This window comes from Bacillus sp. FMQ74, assembly GCF_001875785.1.
Lineage (GTDB): Bacteria > Bacillota > Bacilli > Bacillales > Bacillaceae > Bacillus > Bacillus stercoris.
Window position 1 is genome coordinate 124,104 of record NZ_MOEO01000002.1, and the last position, 24,309, is coordinate 148,412.

Annotated in this window: 24 protein-coding genes and 1 other annotated feature; of the genes, 17 read left to right on the top strand and 7 right to left on the bottom strand. The window is 43.6% G+C overall.

Annotated elements, in window-relative coordinates:
* Positions 1 to 197 precede the first annotated feature (197 nt).
* The 8 genes from murC (at position 198) to motS (ending at position 7,094) form a co-directional block, all read left to right on the top strand.
* Positions 198 to 1,496 (top strand): UDP-N-acetylmuramate--L-alanine ligase, encoded by a 1,299-nt coding sequence (murC, locus tag BLL41_RS05110; RefSeq protein ID WP_014665012.1) that lies wholly within the window; start codon positions 198 to 200, stop codon positions 1,494 to 1,496.
* Between the two features lie 161 nt (positions 1,497 to 1,657).
* Positions 1,658 to 2,080 (top strand): DUF948 domain-containing protein, encoded by a 423-nt coding sequence (locus BLL41_RS05115; protein ID WP_014665011.1) that lies wholly within the window; start codon positions 1,658 to 1,660, stop codon positions 2,078 to 2,080.
* Between the two features lie 29 nt (positions 2,081 to 2,109).
* A complete protein-coding gene (locus tag BLL41_RS05120; RefSeq protein ID WP_071577019.1) occupies positions 2,110 to 2,565 on the top strand; it encodes a YtxH domain-containing protein in 456 nt (151 codons plus the stop codon).
* Positions 2,566 to 2,588: 23 nt separating this feature from the next.
* Positions 2,589 to 2,915, top strand: coding sequence for a bacillithiol system redox-active protein YtxJ (ytxJ, locus tag BLL41_RS05125; RefSeq protein ID WP_071577020.1), 327 nt, complete (start codon positions 2,589 to 2,591; stop codon positions 2,913 to 2,915).
* Between the two features lie 235 nt (positions 2,916 to 3,150).
* Positions 3,151 to 4,227, top strand: a complete 1,077-nt coding sequence (locus BLL41_RS05130; protein WP_040082124.1) for a bifunctional 3-deoxy-7-phosphoheptulonate synthase/chorismate mutase — start codon at positions 3,151 to 3,153, stop codon at positions 4,225 to 4,227.
* Between the two features lie 275 nt (positions 4,228 to 4,502).
* On the top strand, positions 4,503 to 5,507 hold the full coding sequence (gene ccpA, locus BLL41_RS05135) for a catabolite control protein A (protein ID WP_071577021.1): 1,005 nt from the start codon (positions 4,503 to 4,505) through the stop codon (positions 5,505 to 5,507).
* Between the two features lie 62 nt (positions 5,508 to 5,569).
* The gene (motP, locus tag BLL41_RS05140) at positions 5,570 to 6,388 is read left to right on the top strand and encodes a flagellar motor protein MotP (protein WP_071577022.1); all 819 of its coding nucleotides are present in this window, start codon (positions 5,570 to 5,572) and stop codon (positions 6,386 to 6,388) included.
* A complete protein-coding gene (gene motS, locus BLL41_RS05145) occupies positions 6,378 to 7,094 on the top strand; it encodes a flagellar motor protein MotS (RefSeq protein WP_071577023.1) in 717 nt (238 codons plus the stop codon). The genes motP and motS overlap by 11 nt, the downstream gene beginning before the upstream one ends.
* 10 nt (positions 7,095 to 7,104) lie before the next feature.
* Here motS and BLL41_RS05150 read toward each other — a convergent pair whose 3' ends face one another.
* Genes BLL41_RS05150 through acuA form a run of 3 tightly spaced genes read right to left on the bottom strand, consistent with a single transcriptional unit; the run spans position 7,105 to position 9,568 of the window.
* Positions 7,105 to 8,268, bottom strand: coding sequence for an acetoin utilization protein AcuC (locus tag BLL41_RS05150; protein WP_071577024.1), 1,164 nt, complete (start codon positions 8,266 to 8,268; stop codon positions 7,105 to 7,107).
* A complete protein-coding gene (locus tag BLL41_RS05155; RefSeq protein WP_071577025.1) occupies positions 8,265 to 8,909 on the bottom strand; it encodes an acetoin utilization AcuB family protein in 645 nt (214 codons plus the stop codon). Before BLL41_RS05155 ends, BLL41_RS05150 begins: the two co-directional genes overlap by 4 nt.
* A gap of 26 nt (positions 8,910 to 8,935) precedes the next feature.
* Positions 8,936 to 9,568: an acetoin utilization protein acetyltransferase AcuA gene (gene acuA / locus BLL41_RS05160; RefSeq protein ID WP_014665002.1), complete on the bottom strand. Its 633-nt coding sequence runs from the start codon at positions 9,566 to 9,568 to the stop codon at positions 8,936 to 8,938.
* 159 nt (positions 9,569 to 9,727) lie between these two features.
* Here acuA and acsA point away from each other — a divergent pair, with 159 nt between their 5' ends.
* The 3 genes from acsA to sr7p all read left to right on the top strand — a co-directional run bounded on the left by acsA (position 9,728) and on the right by sr7p (position 13,317).
* Complete coding sequence (gene acsA, locus BLL41_RS05165) at positions 9,728 to 11,446, top strand: acetate--CoA ligase (protein ID WP_071577026.1); 1,719 nt, start codon at positions 9,728 to 9,730, stop codon at positions 11,444 to 11,446.
* 54 nt (positions 11,447 to 11,500) lie between these two features.
* Positions 11,501 to 11,738: a binding site (T-box leader), on the top strand.
* 50 nt (positions 11,739 to 11,788) lie between these two features.
* A complete protein-coding gene (gene tyrS, locus BLL41_RS05170; RefSeq protein WP_071577027.1) occupies positions 11,789 to 13,057 on the top strand; it encodes a tyrosine--tRNA ligase in 1,269 nt (422 codons plus the stop codon).
* Between the two features lie 131 nt (positions 13,058 to 13,188).
* Positions 13,189 to 13,317: a small protein SR7P gene (sr7p, locus tag BLL41_RS22965; protein WP_041521401.1), complete on the top strand. Its 129-nt coding sequence runs from the start codon at positions 13,189 to 13,191 to the stop codon at positions 13,315 to 13,317.
* Between the two features lie 21 nt (positions 13,318 to 13,338).
* Here the strand turns inward: sr7p and rpsD are convergent, their stop codons facing one another.
* Positions 13,339 to 13,941, bottom strand: a complete 603-nt coding sequence (rpsD, locus tag BLL41_RS05180) for a 30S ribosomal protein S4 (protein ID WP_003229304.1) — start codon at positions 13,939 to 13,941, stop codon at positions 13,339 to 13,341.
* Between the two features lie 294 nt (positions 13,942 to 14,235).
* Between rpsD and BLL41_RS05190 the strand changes: the two genes are divergently transcribed.
* The gene (locus BLL41_RS05190; protein ID WP_071577028.1) at positions 14,236 to 15,975 is read left to right on the top strand and encodes a diguanylate cyclase domain-containing protein; all 1,740 of its coding nucleotides are present in this window, start codon (positions 14,236 to 14,238) and stop codon (positions 15,973 to 15,975) included.
* Positions 15,976 to 16,012: 37 nt separating this feature from the next.
* Here the strand turns inward: BLL41_RS05190 and BLL41_RS05195 are convergent, their stop codons facing one another.
* Positions 16,013 to 16,504: a GAF domain-containing protein gene (locus BLL41_RS05195; protein ID WP_071577029.1), complete on the bottom strand. Its 492-nt coding sequence runs from the start codon at positions 16,502 to 16,504 to the stop codon at positions 16,013 to 16,015.
* Positions 16,505 to 16,630: 126 nt separating this feature from the next.
* On the opposite strand from BLL41_RS05195, the gene refZ reads away from it, so the two are divergent.
* Positions 16,631 to 17,254 carry a transcriptional regulator RefZ gene (refZ, locus tag BLL41_RS05200; RefSeq protein ID WP_071577030.1) on the top strand — a complete coding sequence of 208 codons (624 nt, stop codon included), beginning with the start codon at positions 16,631 to 16,633 and terminating at the stop codon, positions 17,252 to 17,254.
* Here the strand turns inward: refZ and hisJ are convergent.
* Positions 17,251 to 18,057 carry a histidinol-phosphatase HisJ gene (gene hisJ, locus BLL41_RS05205; RefSeq protein ID WP_071577031.1) on the bottom strand — a complete coding sequence of 269 codons (807 nt, stop codon included), beginning with the start codon at positions 18,055 to 18,057 and terminating at the stop codon, positions 17,251 to 17,253. The two genes, refZ and hisJ, sit on opposite strands and share 4 nt — an antisense overlap.
* 196 nt (positions 18,058 to 18,253) lie before the next feature.
* On the opposite strand from hisJ, the gene ezrA reads away from it, so the two are divergent.
* Positions 18,254 to 19,957, top strand: a complete 1,704-nt coding sequence (gene ezrA / locus BLL41_RS05210; protein ID WP_071577032.1) for a septation ring formation regulator EzrA — start codon at positions 18,254 to 18,256, stop codon at positions 19,955 to 19,957.
* A 104-nt stretch (positions 19,958 to 20,061) separates the two neighbouring features.
* Here the strand turns inward: ezrA and brnQ are convergent, their stop codons facing one another.
* Positions 20,062 to 21,399 carry a branched-chain amino acid transport system II carrier protein gene (gene brnQ / locus BLL41_RS05215; protein WP_071577033.1) on the bottom strand — a complete coding sequence of 446 codons (1,338 nt, stop codon included), beginning with the start codon at positions 21,397 to 21,399 and terminating at the stop codon, positions 20,062 to 20,064.
* Between the two features lie 201 nt (positions 21,400 to 21,600).
* On the opposite strand from brnQ, the gene BLL41_RS05220 reads away from it, so the two are divergent.
* From BLL41_RS05220 to sspA, 3 genes are all read left to right on the top strand, one after another.
* Positions 21,601 to 22,746, top strand: a complete 1,146-nt coding sequence (locus tag BLL41_RS05220) for a cysteine desulfurase family protein (protein ID WP_071577034.1) — start codon at positions 21,601 to 21,603, stop codon at positions 22,744 to 22,746.
* A 3-nt stretch (positions 22,747 to 22,749) separates the two neighbouring features.
* Entirely contained in the window at positions 22,750 to 23,955 is a 1,206-nt protein-coding gene (thiI, locus tag BLL41_RS05225) for a tRNA uracil 4-sulfurtransferase ThiI (protein ID WP_071577035.1), read from the top strand.
* Positions 23,956 to 24,048: 93 nt separating this feature from the next.
* A complete protein-coding gene (sspA, locus tag BLL41_RS05230; RefSeq protein ID WP_003223491.1) occupies positions 24,049 to 24,258 on the top strand; it encodes an alpha type acid-soluble spore protein SspA in 210 nt (69 codons plus the stop codon).
* Positions 24,259 to 24,309 lie beyond the last annotated feature (51 nt).

Below are 24,309 nucleotides of genomic sequence, written 5' to 3' on the forward strand. Positions count from 1 at the left end.
CAGCTATGCCGCTTTACAGCAGCTGCGCATAGACAAATCTTGATATCTAGGTTTAATCGAAAAGAAATAACCGGATACTGAACATAACAAAACATATAAAATACGCCGCTAAGGGAGGCTTTTCACCCGCCGCGGTCGCAAATTGAAATGAGCGTCATATACTGGGGAACAGATAGACGTTTGTTGGAGGTACAATTATGACTGTTTATCATTTTGTTGGAATAAAAGGGACCGGTATGAGTCCGCTTGCCCAAATACTTCATGATAATGGATATACTGTCCAAGGATCGGATATCGAAAAATTTATTTTTACGCAAACAGCGCTTGAAAAAAGAAATATTACAATTCTTCCTTTTAGCGCGGAAAATATTAAGCCCGGCATGACAGTCATCGCCGGAAACGCATTCCCAGACACGCATCCTGAAATAGAAAAAGCGATGTCTGACGGAATTCCGGTGATACGTTATCATAAGTTTTTAGGCGACTACATGAAAAAATTCACGAGTGTTGCCGTTACAGGAGCACACGGCAAAACGTCGACTACGGGTCTGCTGGCTCACGTGATCCAAAACGCAAAACCGACGTCTTTCTTAATCGGAGACGGAACAGGCCAGGGAAATGAAAACAGCGAATACTTTGTGTTTGAAGCGTGTGAATACCGCCGCCATTTCTTAAGCTATCAGCCAGACTACGCGATCATGACGAATATTGATTTTGATCATCCTGATTACTTCTCAAGCATTGACGATGTATTTGACGCTTTTCAAGAGATGGCTCTTCAAGTCAACAAAGGCATTATCGCCTGCGGAGACGATGAGCATCTGCCGAAAATCCATGCGAACGTCCCGGTTGTGTATTACGGCACAGGGGAAGAAAATGATTTTCAAGCCAGAAACATCGTAAAAAGCACGGAGGGGACAACTTTCGATGTCTTTGTCCGCAATACGTTCTATGATACGTTTTATATTCCTGCGTACGGCCACCACAATGTATTAAACTCATTGGCGGTCATTGCGTTATGTCATTATGAAGAAATTGATTCCAGCATCATTAAGCATGCTCTCAAATCCTTTGGGGGCGTCAAACGCAGATTCAATGAGAAGCAGCTTGGGGATCAAGTGCTGATTGATGACTATGCTCATCATCCGACAGAAATAAAAGTGACAATTGAGGCGGCAAGACAGAAATATCCTGATCGTGAAATTGTTGCGGTATTTCAGCCTCATACCTTTACACGTACGCAGCAATTCCTTGACGAATTTGCAGAAAGCCTGAGCGGCGCTGACTGTGTGTATTTATGCGATATTTTCGGCTCAGCCCGTGAGAATGCTGGAAAGCTGACGATCGGCGATTTGCAGGGAAAAATTCATAATGCCAAGCTGATTGAAGAAGATGACACTTCTGTTTTAAAAGCTCATGATAAAGCCGTTCTCATCTTCATGGGGGCAGGAGATATCCAAAAATATATGAGAGCCTACGAAAACGTCATGGCATAATAAAAAGCAGTGATCTCACTGCTTTTTATTTATCTGACAAGAAAGCTTATTAAAGGATTTTTTTACATAATGGAGAATAGTATGTATACAGCCCAGTACACATGTTTATGATTGAAGAAAACGGGTAAACAGCAGTATATCCTGCAGCAAGGAGGTTTGAGATGATTATTATTCTTTATTTGAGCGTTGCACTCATCGCAATTGCATTTCTCGTATTAGTGATCTACTTGTCTAAAACATTGAAGTCACTTCAGCTGACACTAAAACACGTCGCATCCACTCTTGAAGGGCTGGAGGGACAAATGAAGGGCATCACAACTGAAACAGCCGAGCTTTTACATAAGACTAACCGCCTGGCTGAAGATATTCAGGAAAAATCAGAAAAGCTGAACACGGTCGTTCATGCTGTTCAAGGGGTGGGAACTTCTGTACAGCAGTTCAATACATCCATGAAACAGGCGGCAGGGTCTGTATCGGCATCAGTTAGAGAAAATCAAGACAAGATCAATCAAGTTGTCACATGGAGCCAAGCAGCAATGGAAATTTGGGAGAAATGGAAGCAAAAGAAAAAATCAGCTCTGTAAGAGAAAAAATACCTAGAGGAGGAATAATGATGAGCAAAGATGGAATTAATAGTAAAGATTTTTTAATCGGAACTTTAATCGGGGGAATCATCGGTGCCACTACAGCTCTTTTTCTAGCGCCTAAATCAGGCAAAGAACTTCGCGACGATCTCGGCAGCCAAGCTGTTGCTTTACGGGATAAAACTGATAAAATGACGGCGGATGCGAAGGAAAAAGGCACGCAATATGTCAGCATCGCAAAAGACAAAACTTCCAACATCACACAGCTTGTAGCGGATCAGTCTGGGCAGATCATGAACAAGGTGAAGGATTTAAGAGACCGTTCCAAATCTGACAAAACGGATTCATCGACTGCAATGCAAGATATGAGGGAAGAAGCGATGCAGGCGGCTGATGAAACAAAAGAACAAGTCCTCCAGACGAAAGAAGATGTAAAAGACGAACTGAAAGATGCACAAAAACAGGCTGAGCATATGAATCGCTGAGCAGGGAAGGAAGAGCTTGAGTCATGGCTAAACAGCTTATTCAATCTGAAGAAGAATTTAAACGGATTGCAGAACAGGAAGGCGCTTTCGTCTTCTTTAAACACAGCACCACATGCCCGATCAGCCAGGCAGCATTTCACGAGTTTGATGCCTTTGCAAATCAGCATGAGGATGTGCCGGCTTACTATCTTCAAGTACAAGAAGCCCGGGCGCTGTCAAATTTCATTGCAGAAACATACGGGATAAAGCATGAAAGCCCTCAGGTATTCATCATCCAGAACGGTGAAGTGAAATGGCATACCTCACATTCACAAATTACAGAGGCCGCCATTGAGCAGCATTTGTCATAGAAAAAAGCGTCCAGATATCATCTGGCGCTTTTTTTTGTAAAAAACCCTTGAACATTGCCCTCACATCATGTAGGATAGCTTCATAGATTACTTTATCACTTAAAAGCGTTTGGGTAATAAAGTAGAGTTTTTATAAAATTTTTTGTATTTCAGTATTTCCATTTGGAATTACTTATAGTAAGATGCATGATAACTACAAAATAAAAAATGAATGTGCAGGGAAAGGATGAAAAAAATGAGCAACACAGAGTTAGAGCTTTTAAGGCAGAAAGCAGACGAATTAAACCTACAAATTTTAAAATTAATCAACGAACGCGGAAATGTTGTAAAAGAGATCGGTAAAGCGAAGGAAGCACAGGGTGTCAACCGATTTGACCCTGTCAGAGAACGCACAATGTTAAACAATATCATTGAAAACAATGACGGTCCGTTCGAAAATTCAACCATCCAGCACATTTTTAAAGAGATATTCAAAGCCGGTTTAGAGCTTCAGGAAGAAGATCACAGCAAAGCGCTGCTTGTCTCCCGCAAGAAAAAACCTGAAGATACAATTGTTGATATCAAAGGCGAAAAAATCGGAGACGGCCAGCAAAGATTCATTGTCGGCCCATGTGCGGTAGAGAGCTATGAGCAGGTAGCTGAAGTCGCTGCAGCTGCGAAAAAACAAGGGATTAAAATTTTGCGCGGTGGAGCCTTTAAGCCTCGTACGAGCCCATACGATTTCCAAGGGCTTGGTGTAGAAGGCCTTCAAATTTTAAAACGTGTAGCGGATGAATATGATCTGGCGGTTATCAGTGAAATCGTAACGCCTGCTCATATCGAAGAAGCGCTTGACTACATTGATGTCATTCAAATCGGAGCGCGCAACATGCAAAACTTCGAATTGCTGAAAGCTGCCGGTGCAGTGAAAAAACCAGTGCTTCTGAAGCGCGGCCTTGCTGCAACGATCTCTGAATTCATCAATGCTGCTGAATACATCATGTCACAAGGAAATGACCAAATTATCCTTTGTGAGCGAGGAATCAGAACATACGAAACAGCAACGAGAAACACGCTGGATATTTCAGCTGTGCCGATTTTGAAACAAGAAACGCATTTGCCAGTCTTTGTTGATGTTACGCATTCAACAGGCCGCCGTGACCTCTTGCTTCCGACAGCTAAAGCTGCTTTAGCGATCGGTGCAGACGGCGTCATGGCTGAGGTTCACCCTGATCCGTCAGTCGCGCTTTCTGACTCTGCTCAGCAAATGGCGATTCCTGAATTCGAAAAATGGCTGAATGAACTGAAGCCAATGGTGAAAGTCAACGCTTAATTGAACAATCCAAAAGGCCGCGCCTGCGGCCTTTTTTTATGCTTTCTCGTTTATTTAGTTATAAAATCCAAGTATACGTTTTCATCATCTATAAAAACGTGTATAATTTCATGAGAAGTAATTAAATTTGATGAATAATGAAAAATAATGTACACTACTGACTTACGCTTACAAATCATAAACGACATAAATTCGGACATTATGACATTTCTCTACATAAAGTGTTTATGCTATAGATAAGGATAAGTGTATCCAGTAAAAGGAGTGGTTTTAGGATGAGCAATATTACGATCTACGACGTAGCGAGAGAAGCTAATGTAAGCATGGCAACCGTTTCCCGTGTCGTGAACGGCAACCCGAATGTAAAACCGACAACACGGAAAAAAGTATTGGAAGCCATTGACCGTCTCGGTTACCGTCCAAACGCGGTGGCAAGAGGGCTGGCAAGCAAAAAGACAACAACTGTAGGTGTCATCATTCCCGATATCTCAAGCATTTTCTATTCAGAGCTTGCGCGCGGAATTGAAGATATCGCGACAATGTATAAATACAATATTATTTTGAGCAACTCTGACCAAAACATGGAGAAAGAGCTGCACTTGTTAAACACAATGCTCGGCAAACAAGTGGACGGCATCGTGTTTATGGGCGGAAACATTACGGACGAGCATGTGGCGGAATTTAAGCGTTCCCCGGTGCCGATTGTACTTGCCGCTTCTGTAGAAGAGCAGGAGGAAACACCGTCAGTCGCTATCGATTACGAACAGGCGATTTATGATGCAGTGAAGCTTTTGGTTGATAAAGGACATACAGATATCGCATTCGTTTCCGGACCAATGACAGAACCAATCAACCGCTCGAAAAAACTCCAAGGCTACAAACGTGCGCTTGAAGAAGCGAACCTTCCGTTTAATGAACAATTTATAGCCGAAGGGGATTACACATATGACTCTGGACTCGAAGCGCTGCAGCATCTGATGAGCCTGGACAAAAAACCGACAGCCATTCTTTCCGCAACTGATGAAATGGCACTCGGCATTATCCATGCCGCCCAGGACCAGGGGCTATCTATTCCGGAGGATCTCGACATTATCGGCTTTGACAACACAAGATTAAGCCTTATGGTTCGTCCGCAGCTTTCAACAGTTGTTCAGCCGACATATGATATTGGCGCCGTTGCGATGAGGCTGCTGACGAAGCTCATGAATAAAGAGCCGGTTGAAGAGCATATCGTCAAACTGCCGCACCGTATCGAACTAAGAAAGTCAACCAAGTCATAAGAAAAACAAAGAGCAAGCTTCACCTTCATGGTGAATTCTTGCTTTTTTCATGGGGAGAAATGATGAAACGTTTTGATTATCTTACACCTGTTGGATTTGTGTTAGGAACGATTATTATTGTTATCGGGATTATTTCGGGATCGGGAGTAAGGGGTTTCCGCTCTTTTCTTGATCTAACCTCTTTCTTCATCGTAACAGGGGGACTATGCGCCGCTGTTTTTATCAGTTTTCCGCCAAGAGAGCTGAAAAAAGCGCCCTCTGTATTAAAGCAGGCATTCATCCGCCAGGAAGACAATGTGAAAGATCTTGTGAAAACCTTTGTCTCCCTTTCCGATCACGCGCGTAAACATGGGCTTTTATCATTGGATGATCAGGCTCGGGGAATCAAAGATCCATTCTTGAAAAAAGGGCTGCTTTTAGCAATAGACGGCTGGGATGAAGAAACGATTCGGCTTGTCATGGATTCAGAAATCGCAGCAATGGAGGAACGGCACCGCAAAGGGCGGCGCGTTTTTGAAAAAGCGGGAGAATTCGCTCCGGCGTGGGGAATGATCGGAACACTCGTCGGGCTCGTGCTGATGCTCAAAAACTTAAATGACCCGCATATGCTCGGGCCGAATATGGCCGTTGCGCTTCTGACGACTTTATATGGTTCATTACTGGCCAATATGGTCTTCAACCCAATCGCGGCAAAGCTTGAAGAGAAAACAGAAAGTGAAATTTTCATCAAGCAGGTAATGGTGGAAGGGATTATCGGTGTTCAATCCGGAAAAAACCCGCGCAACCTTGAAAGCCAGCTCGTCGTTTTCAGTTCACGGGAAGAATGGCAGAAGCAGCCGAATCAAGTAAAAACAAAAAAGGGATCTGTACATGAAGCTTAGAAGAGAACGTTTTGAAAGAAGGAAAAACAGTCAATCTTCATCCAGCTGGATGGTTACCTTTACAGATTTGATCACCCTGGTCCTTGTGTTCTTTATTTTGCTTTTTTCGATGTCTCAAATCGATCTGCAAAAATTTAAAGCGGCAGTCGATTCGATTCAGAAGGAAGGCGGCGGGCTTCAGCCGGACCAAACGTCCATAGAAAAAAAGAAAACACCTCCATCCGAAGCGAAGAAGCAAGCGGATCAGCAGGATCAGCTTCTCAAGAAAGTAAATACATATATAAAGGACAATCACTTGAAGGCCCAAATGACAGCCAAACGGGATGAACGCGGTGTCGTGCTCGTTCTGCAGGAGGCTGTGCTGTTTGATACAGGTGAGGCAAAGGTGCTGAAAAATGCCGAAACACTTCTTCACCAAATTGCCGTACTTCTTCAAACCATTCCAAATGACATTCAAGTCGAAGGCCATACAGACAGCCGAAATATTTCGACATACCGATACCCGTCGAACTGGGAGCTGTCAGCAGCACGGGCGAGCGGAGTGATTCAATACTTCACGTCAAAAGAGAAACTTCCCTCCAAACGCTTTATTGCTGTCGGGTATGCGGATACAAAGCCGGTAAAGGATAACAAGACAAACGAACACATGAAAGAAAACCGGCGTGTGGAAATCGTCATTAAGAAATCAAAAACGACCTCTTCGTGAAGGTCGTTTTTTACTTTGTTCGTTGTTGCTCAGACCGTATCGCATACAATGCTTTGCTGACGGTTTGGGCATTTTTTTCTGTAATTTCAGACTTGCGGGGAATCGGAGGATATAAATCAACCGGATCGCTCCAGCTGGACGGCAGGGCGACGGGGCATTGTTTTTGCCATTTAGCGATCCATTCCGGCGGGATCTCGTGTCCCGGATCAATCCCCTTCATTTCAAGCCATATTCTGGCCCAGGCGCGGGGCACAACACGCCAAATATCATATCCGCCGCCTCCGACTGCAATCCATTTCCCTCCGCAATATTGGTGAGCCAAAGTGTGTGCAAGCCGGGGGATTTCTTCGTATATATTGATTGTTGCTGATAAATGTGTCAGCGGGTCGTAGTAATGGGCATCGGCGCCGTTTTGGCTGATAATGACATCGGGCCCGAAATACGCGGCGACTTCTGAAGCTGCTGTCCGGTAAGCTTCAAGAAAAGAATCATCCTCTGTAAAAGCGTCAAGCGGGATATTAAAGGAATAGCCATATCCTTTTCCGCTGCCTTTTTCCTGGATTTGGCCGGTTCCGGGGAATAAATACCTTCCTGTTTCATGAATGGACAGCGTGCATACGTCAGGATTATCGTAAAATGTAAATTGCACACCGTCCCCGTGGTGGGCGTCTGTATCAATATAAAGCACTTTGGCGCTGTATTTTTTCTGGATATATTGAATCGCTACAGCGCTGTCGTTGTATATGCAAAACCCTGAGGCTCTCCCGCGAAAGCCATGATGAAGCCCTCCACCAAGATTTGCCGCATGCAGGGCTTGTCCTGACATGACCCAGTCTGCGGCCGTTAAAGTGCCGCCGACCAAGAGTGATGCCGCTTCGTGCATGCCGGCAAAGACAGGTGTATCTTCAGTGCCGAGCCCGTAGCTTTCTCCTTCTTCAGCGGGAAGCTTTCCGGCGCCCGCAAGCTTTACTGCCTGAATGTAATCATCCGTGTGGACAAGGGCTAGTTCCTCTTCTGAAGCGAGTCTGGGACTGACAATGTCTCCATCATCAAAGGCATTGATCGTCTTAAGCAAATCATATGTTAACAGAACCCGCTGCTGATTAAAGGGATGCTCTTGATGAAACATGTAGGTTTGATAGGATGGAGAATAGATAAATACACTGTCTCTCATAGCAGATCCCTTTGCTCTGACGGCCATACGACGTGGTGTCCATTTCTTTGTAATGCCTGCAAAAACGGCAGCGGATTCATCGTTTTTACACGGAAGACAAGCACTTTTACACCGGGATCGTCATGCGGATAAACAAGCACGCTTAATATTTTCACTTGAAGGTCTTGGCAAAGGCTGCTGATCTCAGCGAGGCTTTTGGTGATGTCGTTTACTTTTATTTCAATTTGCGATCCCGGCTGGTCAGCGCCTGTCAATTTGACAAATGTCCGCAGCAAATCGGTTTTTGTTAAAATGCCTACTAATTTTTGATGCTGTACCACTGGAAGGCAGCCGATGCCATGCTCGTAGAACACCGCAGATATTTCTTCGACAAAATCTAACGGGTGGGCGCAGACGACCTCTTTTTTCATAATTGAATCTACGCTTCGTGTGAGAAATAGGCTTCGTTTGTTTTCTTCAAAAATACTGGGGCTTGCCTGTTTCATGTCTCTGTCTGTAATCATGCCGATCACGTGTCGTTCTTCATCTACAACAGGCAGATGCCTGATATGGAATTCCTTCAGTTTGCATATTGCTGTTTCAAGCGTATCCGTCTTCGTTAATGTAATGACATCTCTTTTCATGATTTGCTCAACAATCATTATTTTTTCCCCTTTGTCAGTGTCAGTTAATACATATAACGATGATAAAAACGGAGCCTGTCAAATTGTTCAATTGATTCTTGGCTGACGTTTTTTCCGATGCGGGCCATCAGACAGTTTGCAGGGTGGGAGCTGATCTCCGGCTCATCCGTTGCAAACCAGACCAATCCGCCTGCATTCATCATCTTTTCCATGATCTTTCTGTATTCCCACACATCTTTTTTCATCCCTTTCAAATCCCAATGCCAGTAATATTCTGTCGTCATCACAATGTAGTTTTCCATTTGTTCATCCATCATGCTGACGGTCAGAAGGGTCTTTCCGACAGCGCATCCCCGATAGTCCGGCGCTACTTCGATGGCTCCCAGCTCAAGCAAATCCTCCATATTTCCTTCAGACCATCTTTCGAGCGGGTCAGGATATAAATACGTGACATAGCCGACGATGGTTCGGCCGTCTCTGGCTATAATAATACGCCCCTCGGGAAGGCCTGCAATGTCGACTAGCGCTTCATGCTGCTCGCGAGGCGGGCGAAATGCGGTTAAATCTTTATGAAACTCATAACCTGCCAAATCCTCTGGAGAGACAGGCCCTTCTATCAGTAAAGAGCCGGTTGCTGTTTTGATGTTTGCTGAATGGTATGTTTTATGATGTTCCACTAATTCACCGTCCCATCAATTCTTATAAAAATACATGCCTTCTTTAAGAATACCAAATTATAAAGCGTTTTCAACATGGTTTATATTTTAAAAATTGAGAAGAATATGAATTTATACTATAATAATTGTGACAACTTCAGCAAAGGGGGATGTTTGGGCATGAATTTGAAAGCGTTACCAGTAATAGAGGGGGATCATAACTTAAAAAACTATGAAGAAACGTACCGGCATTTTGATTGGGCCGAGGCAGAGAAACATTTCTCTTGGCATGAGACAGGGAAACTGAATGCGGCGTATGAAGCGATTGACCGCCATGCCGAATCGTTTCGAAAAAACAAAGTAGCACTTTATTATAAAGACGCAAAACGGGATGAAAAATACACATTTAAAGAAATGAAGGAAGAATCAAACAGAGCCGGGAATGTGCTGAGACGGTATGGAAATGTGGAAAAAGGGGACCGCGTTTTTATTTTTATGCCGAGATCACCCGAGCTTTATTTTATTATGCTTGGCGCTATCAAAATTGGCGCAATCGCCGGGCCGCTGTTCGAAGCATTTATGGAGGGAGCGGTGAAGGACCGGCTTGAAAACAGTGAGGCAAAGGTTGTTGTCACAACGCCTGAGCTGCTGGAGAGGATACCGGCAGACAAATTGCCTCACTTGCAGCATATATTCGTAGTCGGCGGAGAGGCTGAGAGCGACACAAACATCATCAATTATGATGAAGCGGCGAAACAGGAGAGCACAAGACTGGATATCGAATGGATGGATAAAAAAGATGGCTTTCTGCTTCACTATACATCAGGTTCCACTGGAACACCAAAGGGCGTGCTGCATGTCCATGAAGCGATGATTCAGCAATATCAAACAGGAAAGTGGGTCCTTGATTTAAAGGAAGAAGACATTTATTGGTGCACAGCTGATCCAGGCTGGGTGACAGGTACGGTATATGGCATTTTTGCACCGTGGCTGAACGGGGCGACAAATGTCATCGTCGGCGGACGTTTCAGCCCGGAAAGCTGGTACGGCACAATTGAACAGCTTGGCGTCAATGTCTGGTACAGCGCGCCGACCGCTTTTCGGATGCTGATGGGAGCGGGAGATGAAATGGCTGCGAAATATGATCTCACCTCACTTCGGCATGTGCTCAGTGTCGGTGAGCCGCTAAATCCGGAGGTCATCAGATGGGGACACAAAGTTTTTAACAAACGAATCCATGATACATGGTGGATGACCGAAACGGGCAGTCAGCTCATCTGCAACTATCCTTGCATGGACATTAAACCCGGTTCAATGGGTAAGCCGATTCCAGGAGTGGAGGCAGCGATCGTTGACAATCAAGGAAATGAGCTTCCGCCATACCGAATGGGCAATCTCGCTATCAAAAAGGGCTGGCCTTCCATGATGCATACCATTTGGAATAACCCTGAAAAGTATGAATCGTATTTCATGCCGGGCGGCTGGTATGTGTCTGGCGATTCTGCTTACATGGATGAAGAGGGATACTTCTGGTTCCAAGGCAGAGTTGATGACGTCATCATGACCTCCGGTGAGCGCGTGGGCCCATTTGAAGTGGAGAGCAAGCTTGTCGAACACCCGGCCATTGCAGAAGCCGGTGTAATCGGAAAGCCTGATCCGGTACGGGGAGAAATCATTAAAGCCTTTATTGCACTCAGGGAAGGATTTGTGCCGTCTGATAAACTGAAAGAAGAGATCCGCCTATTTGTAAAGCAAGGTCTTGCAGCCCATGCGGCTCCGCGTGAGATTGAATTTAAAGATAAGCTTCCGAAAACCCGAAGCGGAAAGATCATGAGACGCGTGCTGAAGGCGTGGGAGCTTAATCTCCCAGCCGGTGATCTGTCAACGATGGAGGATTAAAAGGCGGCGTTGACACGGGATTTTATTTATGTTAAAAATGATATAGCTTCATATGAAAAGGTAAAGATTGAGACAAGTAGAATATCCTTACGTTCCAGAGAGCTGATGGCCGGTGAAAATCAGCACAGACGGATATATCGAATACACTCATGAACCGCTTTTGCAAACAAAGCCGGCCAGGCTTTCAGTAGTGAAAGAACGGACCTGATCCGTTATCAGGCAAAGTGATGAGACGAATGTTTTTCATTCTCTTATTAGTAGGGTGGTACCGCGATAATCAATCGTCCCTTCGTGTAAACGAAGGGGCGTTTTTTATTTTAATCAAAAAAGGAGCTTTATCTTATGACAAACTTACTTGAAGACTTATCCTTCCGCGGATTGATTCAGCAAATGACAGATGAAGAAGGGTTAAATAAACAGCTGAATGAAGAAAAAATCCGCTTGTACTCAGGCTTTGACCCGACAGCAGACAGCTTGCATATCGGACACCTGCTGCCTATTTTAACACTTCGCCGTTTTCAGCTTGCAGGGCATCATCCGATTGCGCTTGTGGGTGGCGCGACGGGCCTCATCGGTGATCCAAGCGGAAAAAAAGCAGAGCGTACTTTAAACACTGCTGACATCGTTTCCGAATGGTCCCAAAAAATCAAAAACCAGCTGTCCAGATTTCTAGATTTTGACGCAGCAGAAAACCCAGCTGTCATCGCGAACAACTTTGACTGGATCGGCAAAATGAATGTGATCGATTTCCTTCGTGATGTCGGTAAAAATTTTGGCATTAATTACATGCTGGCAAAAGACACGGTCAGCTCAAGAATTGAATCCGGCATCTCATACACGGAATTCAGCTACATGATTCTTCAATCTTATGATTTCTTAAATCTTTACAGAGAAAAAAACTGTAAACTGCAAATCGGCGGTAGCGATCAGTGGGGCAACATCACAGCGGGTCTTGAACTGATCAGAAAATCAGAAGAAGAAGGAGCAAAAGCGTTCGGCCTTACGATTCCGCTTGTCACAAAAGCAGACGGCACGAAGTTCGGAAAAACGGAAGGCGGCGCGATCTGGCTTGATAAGGAAAAAACATCACCATATGAATTCTATCAATTCTGGATCAACACAGATGACCGTGATGTTGTCAAATACTTGAAATACTTTACGTTCCTATCAAAAGATGAAATTGAAGCATACGCTGAAAAAACAGAAACAGCGCCAGAAAAACGTGAAGCGCAAAAACGCCTGGCAGAAGAAGTGACATCGCTTGTTCACGGACGTGAGGCGCTGGAACAAGCCATCAACATCTCCCAAGCGCTGTTCAGCGGCAATATTAAAGAGCTTTCCGCTCAAGACGTAAAGGTAGGCTTTAAAGATGTTCCTTCTATGGAAGTTGACAGCAGCCAAGAGCTTTCACTTGTAGATGTGTTGGTGCAATCTAAATTATCTCCTTCTAAACGTCAAGCGCGTGAAGACATCCAAAACGGAGCTGTTTACATTAACGGCGAACGCCAAACAGAAATAAATTATACCCTATCGGCTGAAGACCGCATCGAAAATCAATTTACTGTTCTGCGCCGCGGGAAGAAAAAATACTTCCTTGTGACGTATAAATAAGAAAAAGATCCTTTGCCACTGAAGGCAAAGGATCTTTTTGTTTACCGCATAGGAATGAAAGGAAAAGAGTATATTAGATAGGGCAAACACGATCAACCACATCACCTTTTAAAAGAAAGGAGCGCTAAAGCGTGAATCTCATGTGCACGATTGCAAAAGAACGGATACAGCGGGATTATTGGGAGCGGCAGGCGCAAGATAGTGTTGGCCAGCAAGAGGCGAAAGACGAAACAGACGATAAAAAAACCCCAACCGCATAGCGGCAGGGGTTTTTAAAACGATTAACGAGAGTAGAACTCAACGATAAGCGCTTCGTTAATTTCCGGAGCAAGTTCAGAACGCTCAGGAAGACGAGTGAAAGTACCTTCAAGCTTTTCAGCATCGAAAGTAAGGTATTCAGGAACGAAGTTGTTCACTTCAACAGATTCTTTGATGATAGAAAGGTTTCTTGATTTTTCGCGAACACCGATTGTTTGACCAGGTTTCACAAGGTAAGACGGGATGTCAACGCGGCTTCCGTCTACAAGAATGTGACCGTGGTTAACCAATTGGCGAGCTTGACGGCGAGTACGTGCTAAACCTAGCTTGTACACAACGTTATCAAGACGAGAATCTAAAAGAATCATGAAGTTTTCACCGTGTTTACCAGCTAGTTTGCCAGCTTTGTCAAACAAAGTGCGGAATTGGCGTTCGTTTACACCGTACATGTGACGAAGCTTTTGCTTTTCTTGCAATTGCAAACCGTATTCTGATAATTTTTTACGTTGTCCTGGGCCGTGTGGACCTGGAGCGTAAGGGCGTTTTTCTAATTCTTTTCCTGTACCGCTAAGAGAGATTCCTAGACGGCGGGACAGTTTCCAAGATGGACCTGTATAGCGAGCCATAATGTGACTCCTCCTTTGGTTTTATTTTTGTGGAAAATAAAAACCGTCTGCTCTATTCGACCATGCACATTTTGTTTTCATGTATCCTCGCTCCAGCAGCAGAGAGTTACACGATACACCTTATGGATAAGGAACAAAATGAAAACATAGAAGCTGAACAAAAAGGCTGCAATATTTCACACAAAGGTCATTATATAATTTATTTGTTTTGAAGTCAACCATTCCTCCATTATTGCTTCGCCGTTTATGATATAATAAACAAAAATTAGTGGTAAACTTTTAGGTGATAAAAACATGGTAGAACAAACTAAAGATCAATTATCCGCCTTTCATTATCATATGCTCGATTTTTTATTAACCAAATCGGAAAAAGTCACATTCACCGCCTCTTTCATATGGCTGACTTCCGCTCTTCAAACCTATTTTTCAACCCTTTGTGTTTCGCTTACACCGTCATCATCAGACTTTGTGACAAAACTGGCAGAGGGTGAAGCCCGTTTTTCCGTTTCAAAAATAAACGCTTCATGTTATCTGATTGAGGACGGCTCCGGCAGGCGTTTCCATCTTGCATGCAGGCAGGATGAAGAGATTCCTGAAGGGCTTCCGGACGTGGTTGCTTCATTTTTAAACCAGTCGATGAAACAGGAAAGACTCTATAACAAAACGATCTACCAAAAAAAGATATACAAAATGACAGAGCTGTTCCATTCACTGCTTGATCAGACAGATGTGCTGAAGCAGCTTTTAGAAAGCTTGACAAGCACATTTTCTCTTTTTGAGTTTTCTTTATTTATATCGCACGATCAAGACCAATGTTTAGGGGTTCCTGCAAAAGAGCTGTATATGGAAGGAGAAAAATCCGATTCCTTTGCGCTCAAAGTGTATTTGTCCGGGGATATATTACGGAAAAATGAATCGGCCGCCTATATTCCGATCAAAGGACAGCAAGGCACATACGGGGTGCTGAAGGCTGAGGGAACGAGTGACCGCTTTCTTACTGATGCCTACCTTGATGAAATGTCGCTGTTAGCAAACGCGGCGGGAAAAGCGTTTGAAAATGCCCAGCTCTACGAACAATCCAAAGCAAGTATCGCAAATTTGGAATTGATCAATGAAACATCACGCCGCTTGAATCAGCGGCTGACACTGACTGATACAATGAATGATCTGGCTGTGAGAATGGCAGAATCGTTTCAGGCAGAAGAAGTGGGATTTTTTCATATAGACCATTTTGAAAACCTAACATTGCTCCCAGGAAGTACAGCATTTTTTAAAGAAGCGAAGCCATCAGATTTTTATAATGAGCTGAAAGAAAAGCTGTATGAAGGTGAAAAAGGAGTTTTCATCGGGAATGGCCAGTCTGTTTTTGGGCAGGCGGGGTACGGCTCGCTGATGGCTGCTCCGATGATTCAAAACGACCGCCTTTTAGGCTTTGCGGTTTTATTGAAACAGAAGATGTACGCTTTTACATTTGAAATGTACAAGCTGTTTCAGGCGCTGATTCATCACGCGACACTGGCTGTAACCAATTCAATGCTTCGCGACCGTTTGGAGCATCTCGTAAAAACAGATCAGCTGACTGAACTGTATTCACGAGTGTATTTAGATGAAAAAATTCAATACAGCATGAAAATCCACCAAAAGGGTGTTTTTATTCTTGTTGATATTGATAATTTCAAGAATGTAAATGATACGTACGGCCATCAGACTGGGGACGAGATTTTAATTCAAGTTGCTTCAGTGATTAAAAGCAACATCCGAAAGCATGATGTCGGCGCCCGCTGGGGAGGCGAGGAGCTGGCGATTTATTTGCCAAATGTGCCGGTTGCAGTGGGGAAACGGATTACCGAGCGGCTGGTTTACGCGGTCAGAAAAAATACGAAACCCGAGGTAACCATTTCCTGCGGTATCTCCTGCTGGACGACAGAAACAAGAAAGTCTCTTAAAGAGCTTGTGCATGAGGCTGATGAAGCGCTCTATAGCGCGAAACGGAGCGGGAAAAACCGCTTGATGATACACGACTCAATAAAATAAAAAAAGCCCAAAACGATGTCAGTTTTGGGCTTTTATATTACTGCGCTAACGCTTTTTCTAGCTTTTCGGCAAATTGAGTTAAGTATTTTTCATCAATTTCGTCGAAACGGTTTTTCACTGGGCTGTCGATGTCTAAGACGCCGACAATTTTTCCATCTACATGAATCGGAAGCACAATTTCTGATTGAGACGCTGCATCGCAGGCGATATGTCCCGGAAACGCGTTTACATCCTCCACACGCTCCACTTTTCCGTTTGCGTACGCTGTGCCGCAAACCCCTCTGCCGAAAGGAATCCGAACACATGCCGGCAGGCCTTGGAACGGACCTAATACTAGCTGTCCATCCTCTTCTTTGGCAAAATAGAAACCCGCCCAGTTGACCTCAGGCAGCGAATGATACAGCAGTGCTGAGGCATTTGCATAGTTAGCTATTGGATCTGTTTCGTCTTCGGTCATGGCTTCGAGCTGTTTTAGCAGAAGCTGATAGTCTTTTTCTTTATCTCCAGATTGTTTTTCGACATGGAACATGGAAAACCCTCACTTTTTCTATAATATAAAACAAACTTCCGGCTTTTCTGCCGGCATTTGTCGATAAGTTCTTACAGGAACAGCGGCTTCCTGCTTGAATAATATCAAGAGGAAGGAGTGAGCCGTATGAAAGTAAGCACCAAAGACAAAATTATTGAATCTGCTGTCATGCTTTTTAACCAAAAAGGATTTTCTGGCACGTCTGTCCGTGAAATCGCAAAGTCAGCTGATGTAAATGTTGCGCACATCTCCTACTATTTTAAAGGCAAAGGAGGCTTGATGGAACACTTAGTTTCAGAGTTTTACGAAGGCTACAGCAAAACGCTTGAAACAGCGGCAATCAATATCTCTTCTCAAAGCACGCAGGAACAGCTTCTCCAATTGGTTTTCGATATTTTATCCTATCAGCATAATCATCGTCAATTAACTCGTTTTGTCTACAGGGAAGTCACAATTGACTCCACGTTAATCAGGGAAATTATGTCGACATATTTAATGAAGGAAAAGTATATCTTCCAGCTGATCATTGAGGAAGGAGAAAAACAGCGTGAACATTTAACACTGCCGCTGCCTCATTTTATTCTCCAATTAAAATCTCTCTTGATGATGCCCTATCTCCAGCCTCAATATATTTCAGAAGTGCTCTACATGCAGCCGCACGAGCCGTATTTTTATAAAATGTATTTTGAAGAGATCAAGATTTGGATCAAAAGCGTCTTTCGGACAGGAGACGTGGCGCTTACCAATTAGCATCGTTCCAAAAACGCCTCATACGCATATCCGACATCTCCCGCTTGATGGGCATCAGACCCAAACACAAGCGGGATCTTCTTTTGCTTCGCTTCATTCAGCATCCAATCCTCGATATAAATACCGCCAGCGTACATTTTTCTTAAGCCGGAAGTATTGAAGTCGAGCTCCATTCCGTTTTTTTCAACGGCATTCAGACACTCAGAAACGAGACCGCGAATATCCTCTGACATGCTGTATGGAAACAGCTTGATGAATTTTTGGACGAGTGTGATGTGACCGACTCTTTTTGGCTTATAGACGCCGAGAGATGCTACAATGGAAGAATAGATACTCCGGTAATATTGTTCATATACAGCTTCAATGTTTCCACAGGCTGAAATCAGCTCTTTAAAGGTGTGCTCGTCATAATCAAGACACAGATAGGAAGAGCCTGTGCGCAAAAAATGAACGGATAAGATGCTGTCATCTAAATATGGCCCGTATGTGTCCAGGAATAATGTGATTTCGTCTTCAAATTCAGCAATATAATCGACTTCAAGCCCCGTCCGGATGGTAAGCTGTCCGCCATATTCTTTTTTCAATCTGGAAATTTCATGAATATAGCGTTCCAAAGAAGCTTGCGCCATCGCGCTGTCTTTCAGCGGCGTGGGATCGGTAAAAGAGGGGGGCAATGGGGCGTGTTCGGTAAAAGTAATCGATTCGAACCCTTTTTTTAAGGCTTCTTCTGCATATTGTCTGAGTGTGTCATTGGAGCCGTGAGGGCAAAATGGTGTGTGAATATGTCCGTCTCGCTTTTGCATTGATGTCACCCCGTGAAAAAATAGTCAAATCCTGCCGATTTTGCACAAAAAGTTTTTGATTTCTGGTCAAAAAATGTTTGTTACATGGTATCATAATAACAATGAAAACGACAGTTTTTCTCAATACATATCCTGAAATCTTTCTGAATAAATAAAACACCCTGACAGATTAAGGTAAACAGCAAGGGGGCTCATTATGGAGTTTGTCATTGGATTATTAATTGTACTGCTTGCGCTGTTTGCGGCAGGCTACTTTTTCAGGAAAAAAATCTACGCCGAAATCGACCGGCTGGAATCGTGGAAGATTGAAATTCTGAATCGGTCTATCGTGGAAGAAATGTCCAAAATTAAACATTTAAAAATGACGGGTCAGACAGAAGAGTTCTTTGAGAAGTGGCGTGAAGAATGGGATGAGATTGTCACAGCCCACATGCCGAAAGTTGAAGAGCTCCTTTATGATGCCGAGGAAAATGCAGACAAATACCGGTTTAAAAAGGCCAATCAAGTGCTCGTTCATATCGACGACCTGCTGACAGCGGCGGAATCAAGCATTGAAAAGATTCTTCGGGAAATCAGCGACCTTGTCACAAGTGAGGAAAAGAGCCGTGAAGAGATTGAACAGGTGAGGGAGCGCTATTCGAAATCTCGAAAAAACCTGCTGGCTTACAGCCACCTTTACGGGGACCTATATGACAGCCTTGAAAAGGATCTGGACGAAATTTGGAGCGGCATCAAACAATTTGAAGAAGAAACAGAAGGCGGAAACTATATTACTGCACGAAAAGTATTGCTTGAGCAGGACCGCAATCTTGAACGGCTTCAGTCATACATAGATGACGTGCCGAAGCTGTTAGCTGATTGTAAGCAGACGGTGCCCGGCCAGATTGCAAAGCTCAAGGACGGCTATGCAGAGATGAAAGAAAAAGGGTACAAGCTTGAGCATATCCAGCTTGATAAGGAATTAGAAAATCTGTCAAATCAGTTAAAACGGGCGGAGCATGTCCTGATGACTGAGCTGGATATTGATGAAGCGTCCGCAATTCTGCAGCTCATTGACGAAAATATTCATTCTGTTTATCAGCAGCTGGAGGGTGAAGTTGAAGCCGGCCAATCTGTACTAAGCAAAATGCCTGAATTGATTATTGCTTATGACAAGCTTAAAGAAGAGAAAGAACATACGAAGGCGGAAACTGAGCTGGTGAAGGAAAGCTACAGGCTGACAGCCGGCGAGCTTGGCAAACAGCAGGCTTTTGAAAAGCGCCTTGATGAAATTGGCAAGCTGCTATCATCCGTTAAAGATAAGCTCGATGCAGAGCATGTCGCCTACTCACTTTTAGTAGAAGAAGTTGCTTCAATAGAGAAGCAGCTTGAAGAAGTGAAAAAAGAGCATGCCGAGTATCGTGAAAATCTGCAAGCGCTGAGAAAAGAAGAGCTACAGGCGAGGGAGACGCTCAGCAATTTGAAAAAAACAATTTCTGAGACAGCAAGACTGCTGAAGACCAGCAACATTCCAGGCATTCCGAGCCATATTCAAGAGATGCTGGAGAACGCGCATCATCACATTCAAGAAACAGTCAATCAGCTAAACGAACTTCCATTAAATATGGAAGAAGCCGGAGCCCATTTGAAGCAGGCAGAAGATATCGTCAACAGGGCAAGCCGGGAATCAGAGGAACTTGTCGAACAAGTCATCCTCATTGAAAAAATTATTCAGTTCGGAAACCGGTTCAGAAGCCAGAACCACATTTTATCTGAACAGCTGAAAGAAGCGGAAAGACGTTTTTATGAATATGATTACAGTGAAGCGTATGAAATAGCAGCAGCCGCAGTTGAAAAAGCCGCACCGGGTGCTGTCCAAAAAATAGAATCGCAAAAGACAAAAGAGCATCAATATCAATAAAGTGTATATAAAAGGCCGGCGCATACATGCTCGGCCTTTTATATGTATTCAGAATATAAAAAAGCCTCATTGGATGTGGATCCAATAAGGCTTTTTGGTTTTTGCTAGTTGATATTAGCTGTTTTTTTATTCGAACCGGTAACAAGAGAAATCAGATAACCGGCAATGCCTCCAATGATTGCAGGGAGGACCCAGCCAAATCCTAAGCTGTAAAGCGGCAGCGATTGACTGAGAACTTTATTTAAAGAACCGAGTGGAATGCTTGCGGCATTCAGGCCATCGATAATACTAAAAATACCAGTTGCGATCAAACAAAGAATATATACTTCACGTCTGCCTTTAAATGATTTTTCAATAAATGAAAGCAGAATGATAACAATTGCTAACGGATAAATAGCTGATAAAATAGGAACAGAGAACAAAATGATATTTGACAGCCCAAAGTTAGAAATAATAAAGCTGAACACAGTGACAATCGTTACAACGGCTTTATAAGATAAAGAAGGAATCAGCTTTGAGAAATAATTTCCGCATGAAGAGACAAGGCCAATGCTTGTAGTCAAGCACGCGAATAGGATAGCGACACCTAAAATGATATTTCCTAATGATCCAAACAGGTGCTGTGAAGATTCAGATAAAATTTTGCTTCCTGCACCGAGGAGTCCTACAGAATCTGTGCTTGTTGCTCCTAAATAGGCGAGTGAAACGTAAACCAGACCGAGTCCCGCTGCTGCAACAAGACCCGCTTTAATACATACAGAAGCAACTGATTTACGGCTGGTGATGCCTCTGTCCTTAACAGCATTGACAACGACAATTCCGAACACGATAGAAGCAAGTGCATCCATTGTTTTATAGCCTTCTAAAAATCCTTTAAACAATGATCCGGAAGCATACGCTTCAAGCGGTGACCGAATGTCCCCCATCGGCGTTATGATGCTTTTGATGACTAATATAGCAATAACAGCAAGCAAAATAGGTGTTAAAACTTTTCCAATACGGTCAACAAGCTTTGTAGGATTTAAAGCCAGATAGTACGTAATAGCGAAAAAAATAAATGTGAAAACAAGCAGCGCGACCCAAGAAGGTATCCCGCTTACAAACGGTACAGCGGCAATCTCATAAGAGACTGTGCCTGTCCGCGGAATCGCGAACAGCGGTCCGATTGTTAAATATAGAACGACTGTAAAAATTGTTCCGAAGACCGGATGTGCTTTATCAGCAAGGCCTTTGGCATCCGTCCCTGTTAAAGCGACAGCTACAACACCTAAAAGCGGCAGGCCGACACCCGTCACGAGAAAGCCAGCCATCGCTTTCCAAACATTTTCCCCGGCTGCTTGTCCAAGTTCCGGCGGAAATATCATATTTCCTGCGCCAAAGAACAGTGCAAAGAGCATAAGCCCAATCGCGATCGTTTCCTTGGCTGATAGTGATGATTTCATAATGAATAAATCCTCCTAATTTTACTATGGTAGAATATTCTGTCAATTAATTGTCAGATAATATGACGAAAGTAACAAATCTAATTATAGGTGAATGCATGAAGAAGTCAATAGTAATTTTATTTACTTTTTCAGCAGTAATTTGTTATGGTAACATATAAAATTAGTTTTGTATCGCTTTCATATTAAAGGAGTAAAATGATGTTATATTTAGACAATAGTTCAACAACGAAGCCTTATGACGAAGTCTTGAACGTGTATGAACAGACAAGCAGCCGATATTTTGGCAATCCTTCATCTTTGCACCGATATGGAGCCGAAACGGAACAGCTGCTTCAGGCAGCTAAAAATCAAATCAGAAGGTCCTTAGGCCTAAAAAAATATGATATTGTATTTACGTCAGGCGCCACAGAAGCCAATAATGCGGCTTTAAAAGGAGCAGCTTTGTCAAAAATAAAAACAGGCAAACATATCATTGCCACTTCTATTGAACATCCATCCGTTACGGAATCGTTAGAACAGCTGAAAGAGTTGTTCGGGTTTGATGTTACTTATCTTCCAGTGAATGAAGACGGATTTGTTTCTATTGAAGAACTAAAAGCAGCCATCCGTCCCGATACCGTCCTTGTCAGCATGATGCATGTGAACAATGAAGTCGGTTCCGTGCAGCCGATTGAAGAGGCAGGAGAAGTGCTGAAAGAGCACTCGAACATTTTGTTTCACGTCGATTATGTGCAGGGCATCTATAAAGTGCCCTTGGCAATTGAAAAGGCCGGCATTGATCTATGTACAATATCAGGGCATAAATTTCACGGTCTAAAGGGGACAGGCGCACTTATTGTAAAAGAAGGAACACGCCTTATTCCGCTCATAACGGGAGGCTCTCAGCAAAAAGGCATACGGGCCGGAACGGAACATACTGCGGGTGCGGTTTCGCTTGCCAAGGCCATTAATCTTGCCGCTGCTGATTTTGCTACACGGCTTGATACGATGACTGCCGCAAAGGGATTGTTTATGAAAAGGCTGAGTGAAATTGAGGGCGTCGTTATCAACACGCCTCAAATGAATAGCGCACCGCACATTATTAATTTCTCTGTACCGGGGATTAAAGCAGAAGTGCTTTTACACATGCTTGAGGAACAGGATATATTCGTCTCCACAACATCAGCTTGCTCAGCAAAAGAACATAAGCCCAGTAAAGTTCTCTTACAGATGAGCAAAGGAGAGCAGATTGCAGGAAGCAGCATCAGAATCAGTTTAAATTACAGCCAGACAAGCGATGTGGCAGAACCATTTATGAACGCACTTCGTCCTGGCATCAAAAAATTAAGGGAAATGATGAGGTAGATCATGAATTACGATCATATATTAATCCGTTTTGGGGAAATTTCGACCAAAGGCAAAAACAGAAAAAGCTTTATTGAGCGCTTAAAACAAAACGTGAGACTCGTTTTGAAAGACTATCAGAATTTAAAATACTTTTCCAATAGGGATCGCATGACGATTACATTAAATGGTGAGGACCCTGAATCCCTTTTTCCTCATTTAAAGCAGGTGTTTGGGATTCAAAGCTTCAGCCTGGCGATTAAGTGTGACAGCCGCCTTGATGATATTAAGGCAACTGCTCTGCAGGCTATCAAGGATCAGTATAAACCAGGTGATACGTTTAAAGTTGCGACAAAGAGAGCGTATAAACAATTTGAATTAGATACAAACCAGATGAACGCTGAAATCGGCGGCCATATTTTGCGAAATACAGAAGGCTTGACGGTCGATGTCCGCAACCCAGACATCCCGCTCAGAATCGAAATCAGGGAAGAAGCAACATTTTTGACAATTCGTGATGAAAAAGGTGCAGGCGGGCTGCCAGTTGGTTCAGCAGGAAAAGCGATGCTAATGCTTTCCGGCGGTTTTGACAGTCCTGTAGCCGGTTTTTATGCGATGAAACGGGGGCTGTCGGTAGAAGCTGTTCATTTCTTCAGTCCGCCATACACTAGTGAGCGCGCAAAGCAAAAGGTAATGGATCTGGCAAAATGCCTGTCCCGTTTTGGGGGAAGCATGACGCTTCATATCGTTCCATTTACAAAAACGCAAGAGCTCATCCAAAAACAAATTCCTGAAAATTACACTATGACGGCAACCCGCCGCCTTATGCTCCAGATTGCCGACAGAATCAGAGAAAAGAGAAACGGGCTTGCCATCATTACGGGAGAAAGCCTCGGTCAGGTAGCGAGCCAAACGCTTGAAAGCATGTATGCGATTAATGCGGTGACGTCAACACCGATTTTGCGTCCGTTAATCGCCATGGATAAAACAGAAATCATCGAAAAATCACGGGAAATCGGCACTTATGAGACAAGCATTCAGCCGTTTGAAGATTGCTGCACGATCTTTACGCCGCCAAGCCCGAAAACACGCCCTAAAAAAGAGAAAATTGAACACTTTGAAAGCTTTGTTGATTTCGAGCCGTATATTCAAGAAGCCGTAGATAACATTGAGACAATGACCCTGTATAGCGAACAAGAAGCTAACGATAAATTCGCTGAACTCTTTTAAATCAATTTTCAGCTCCTGTATACAATTACCAAAGTTTTTCTGAATGAAGCCATGTGTTTTAACACATTCTATACTCACAAGGAGGTGAGACACATGGCTAACAATAACTCAGGTAACAGCAACAACCTTTTAGTACCAGGAGCTGCTCAAGCGATCGACCAAATGAAATTAGAAATCGCTTCTGAATTCGGTGTAAACCTTGGAGCAGACACAACTTCTCGCGCTAACGGTTCTGTTGGAGGAGAGATCACAAAACGTCTTGTATCTTTTGCTCAACAAAACATGGGCGGAGGACAATTCTAATTTACAATTTCACATAATGGCTTTGGAGTGGGGGTATCCCCACTCCTTTTC

Bases quoted from the DNA above. Each gene is read 5' to 3' on its own strand.
- murC (WP_014665012.1), top strand. From the start codon at position 198: ATGACTGTTTATCATTTTGTTGGAATAAAAGGGACCGGTATGAGTCCG.
- BLL41_RS05115 (WP_014665011.1), top strand. From the start codon at position 1,658: ATGATTATTATTCTTTATTTGAGCGTTGCACTCATCGCAATTGCATTT.
- BLL41_RS05120 (WP_071577019.1), top strand. From the start codon at position 2,110: ATGAGCAAAGATGGAATTAATAGTAAAGATTTTTTAATCGGAACTTTA.
- ytxJ (WP_071577020.1), top strand. From the start codon at position 2,589: ATGGCTAAACAGCTTATTCAATCTGAAGAAGAATTTAAACGGATTGCA.
- BLL41_RS05130 (WP_040082124.1), top strand. From the start codon at position 3,151: ATGAGCAACACAGAGTTAGAGCTTTTAAGGCAGAAAGCAGACGAATTA.
- ccpA (WP_071577021.1), top strand. From the start codon at position 4,503: ATGAGCAATATTACGATCTACGACGTAGCGAGAGAAGCTAATGTAAGC.
- motP (WP_071577022.1), top strand. From the start codon at position 5,570: ATGAAACGTTTTGATTATCTTACACCTGTTGGATTTGTGTTAGGAACG.
- motS (WP_071577023.1), top strand. From the start codon at position 6,378: ATGAAGCTTAGAAGAGAACGTTTTGAAAGAAGGAAAAACAGTCAATCT.
- BLL41_RS05150 (WP_071577024.1), bottom strand. From the start codon at position 8,268: ATGAGAGACAGTGTATTTATCTATTCTCCATCCTATCAAACCTACATG.
- BLL41_RS05155 (WP_071577025.1), bottom strand. From the start codon at position 8,909: ATGATTGTTGAGCAAATCATGAAAAGAGATGTCATTACATTAACGAAG.
- acsA (WP_071577026.1), top strand. From the start codon at position 9,728: ATGAATTTGAAAGCGTTACCAGTAATAGAGGGGGATCATAACTTAAAA.
- tyrS (WP_071577027.1), top strand. From the start codon at position 11,789: ATGACAAACTTACTTGAAGACTTATCCTTCCGCGGATTGATTCAGCAA.
- rpsD (WP_003229304.1), bottom strand. From the start codon at position 13,941: ATGGCTCGCTATACAGGTCCATCTTGGAAACTGTCCCGCCGTCTAGGA.
- BLL41_RS05190 (WP_071577028.1), top strand. From the start codon at position 14,236: ATGGTAGAACAAACTAAAGATCAATTATCCGCCTTTCATTATCATATG.
- BLL41_RS05195 (WP_071577029.1), bottom strand. From the start codon at position 16,504: ATGTTCCATGTCGAAAAACAATCTGGAGATAAAGAAAAAGACTATCAG.
- refZ (WP_071577030.1), top strand. From the start codon at position 16,631: ATGAAAGTAAGCACCAAAGACAAAATTATTGAATCTGCTGTCATGCTT.
- hisJ (WP_071577031.1), bottom strand. From the start codon at position 18,057: ATGCAAAAGCGAGACGGACATATTCACACACCATTTTGCCCTCACGGC.
- ezrA (WP_071577032.1), top strand. From the start codon at position 18,254: ATGGAGTTTGTCATTGGATTATTAATTGTACTGCTTGCGCTGTTTGCG.
- brnQ (WP_071577033.1), bottom strand. From the start codon at position 21,399: ATGAAATCATCACTATCAGCCAAGGAAACGATCGCGATTGGGCTTATG.
- BLL41_RS05220 (WP_071577034.1), top strand. From the start codon at position 21,601: ATGTTATATTTAGACAATAGTTCAACAACGAAGCCTTATGACGAAGTC.
- thiI (WP_071577035.1), top strand. From the start codon at position 22,750: ATGAATTACGATCATATATTAATCCGTTTTGGGGAAATTTCGACCAAA.
- sspA (WP_003223491.1), top strand. From the start codon at position 24,049: ATGGCTAACAATAACTCAGGTAACAGCAACAACCTTTTAGTACCAGGA.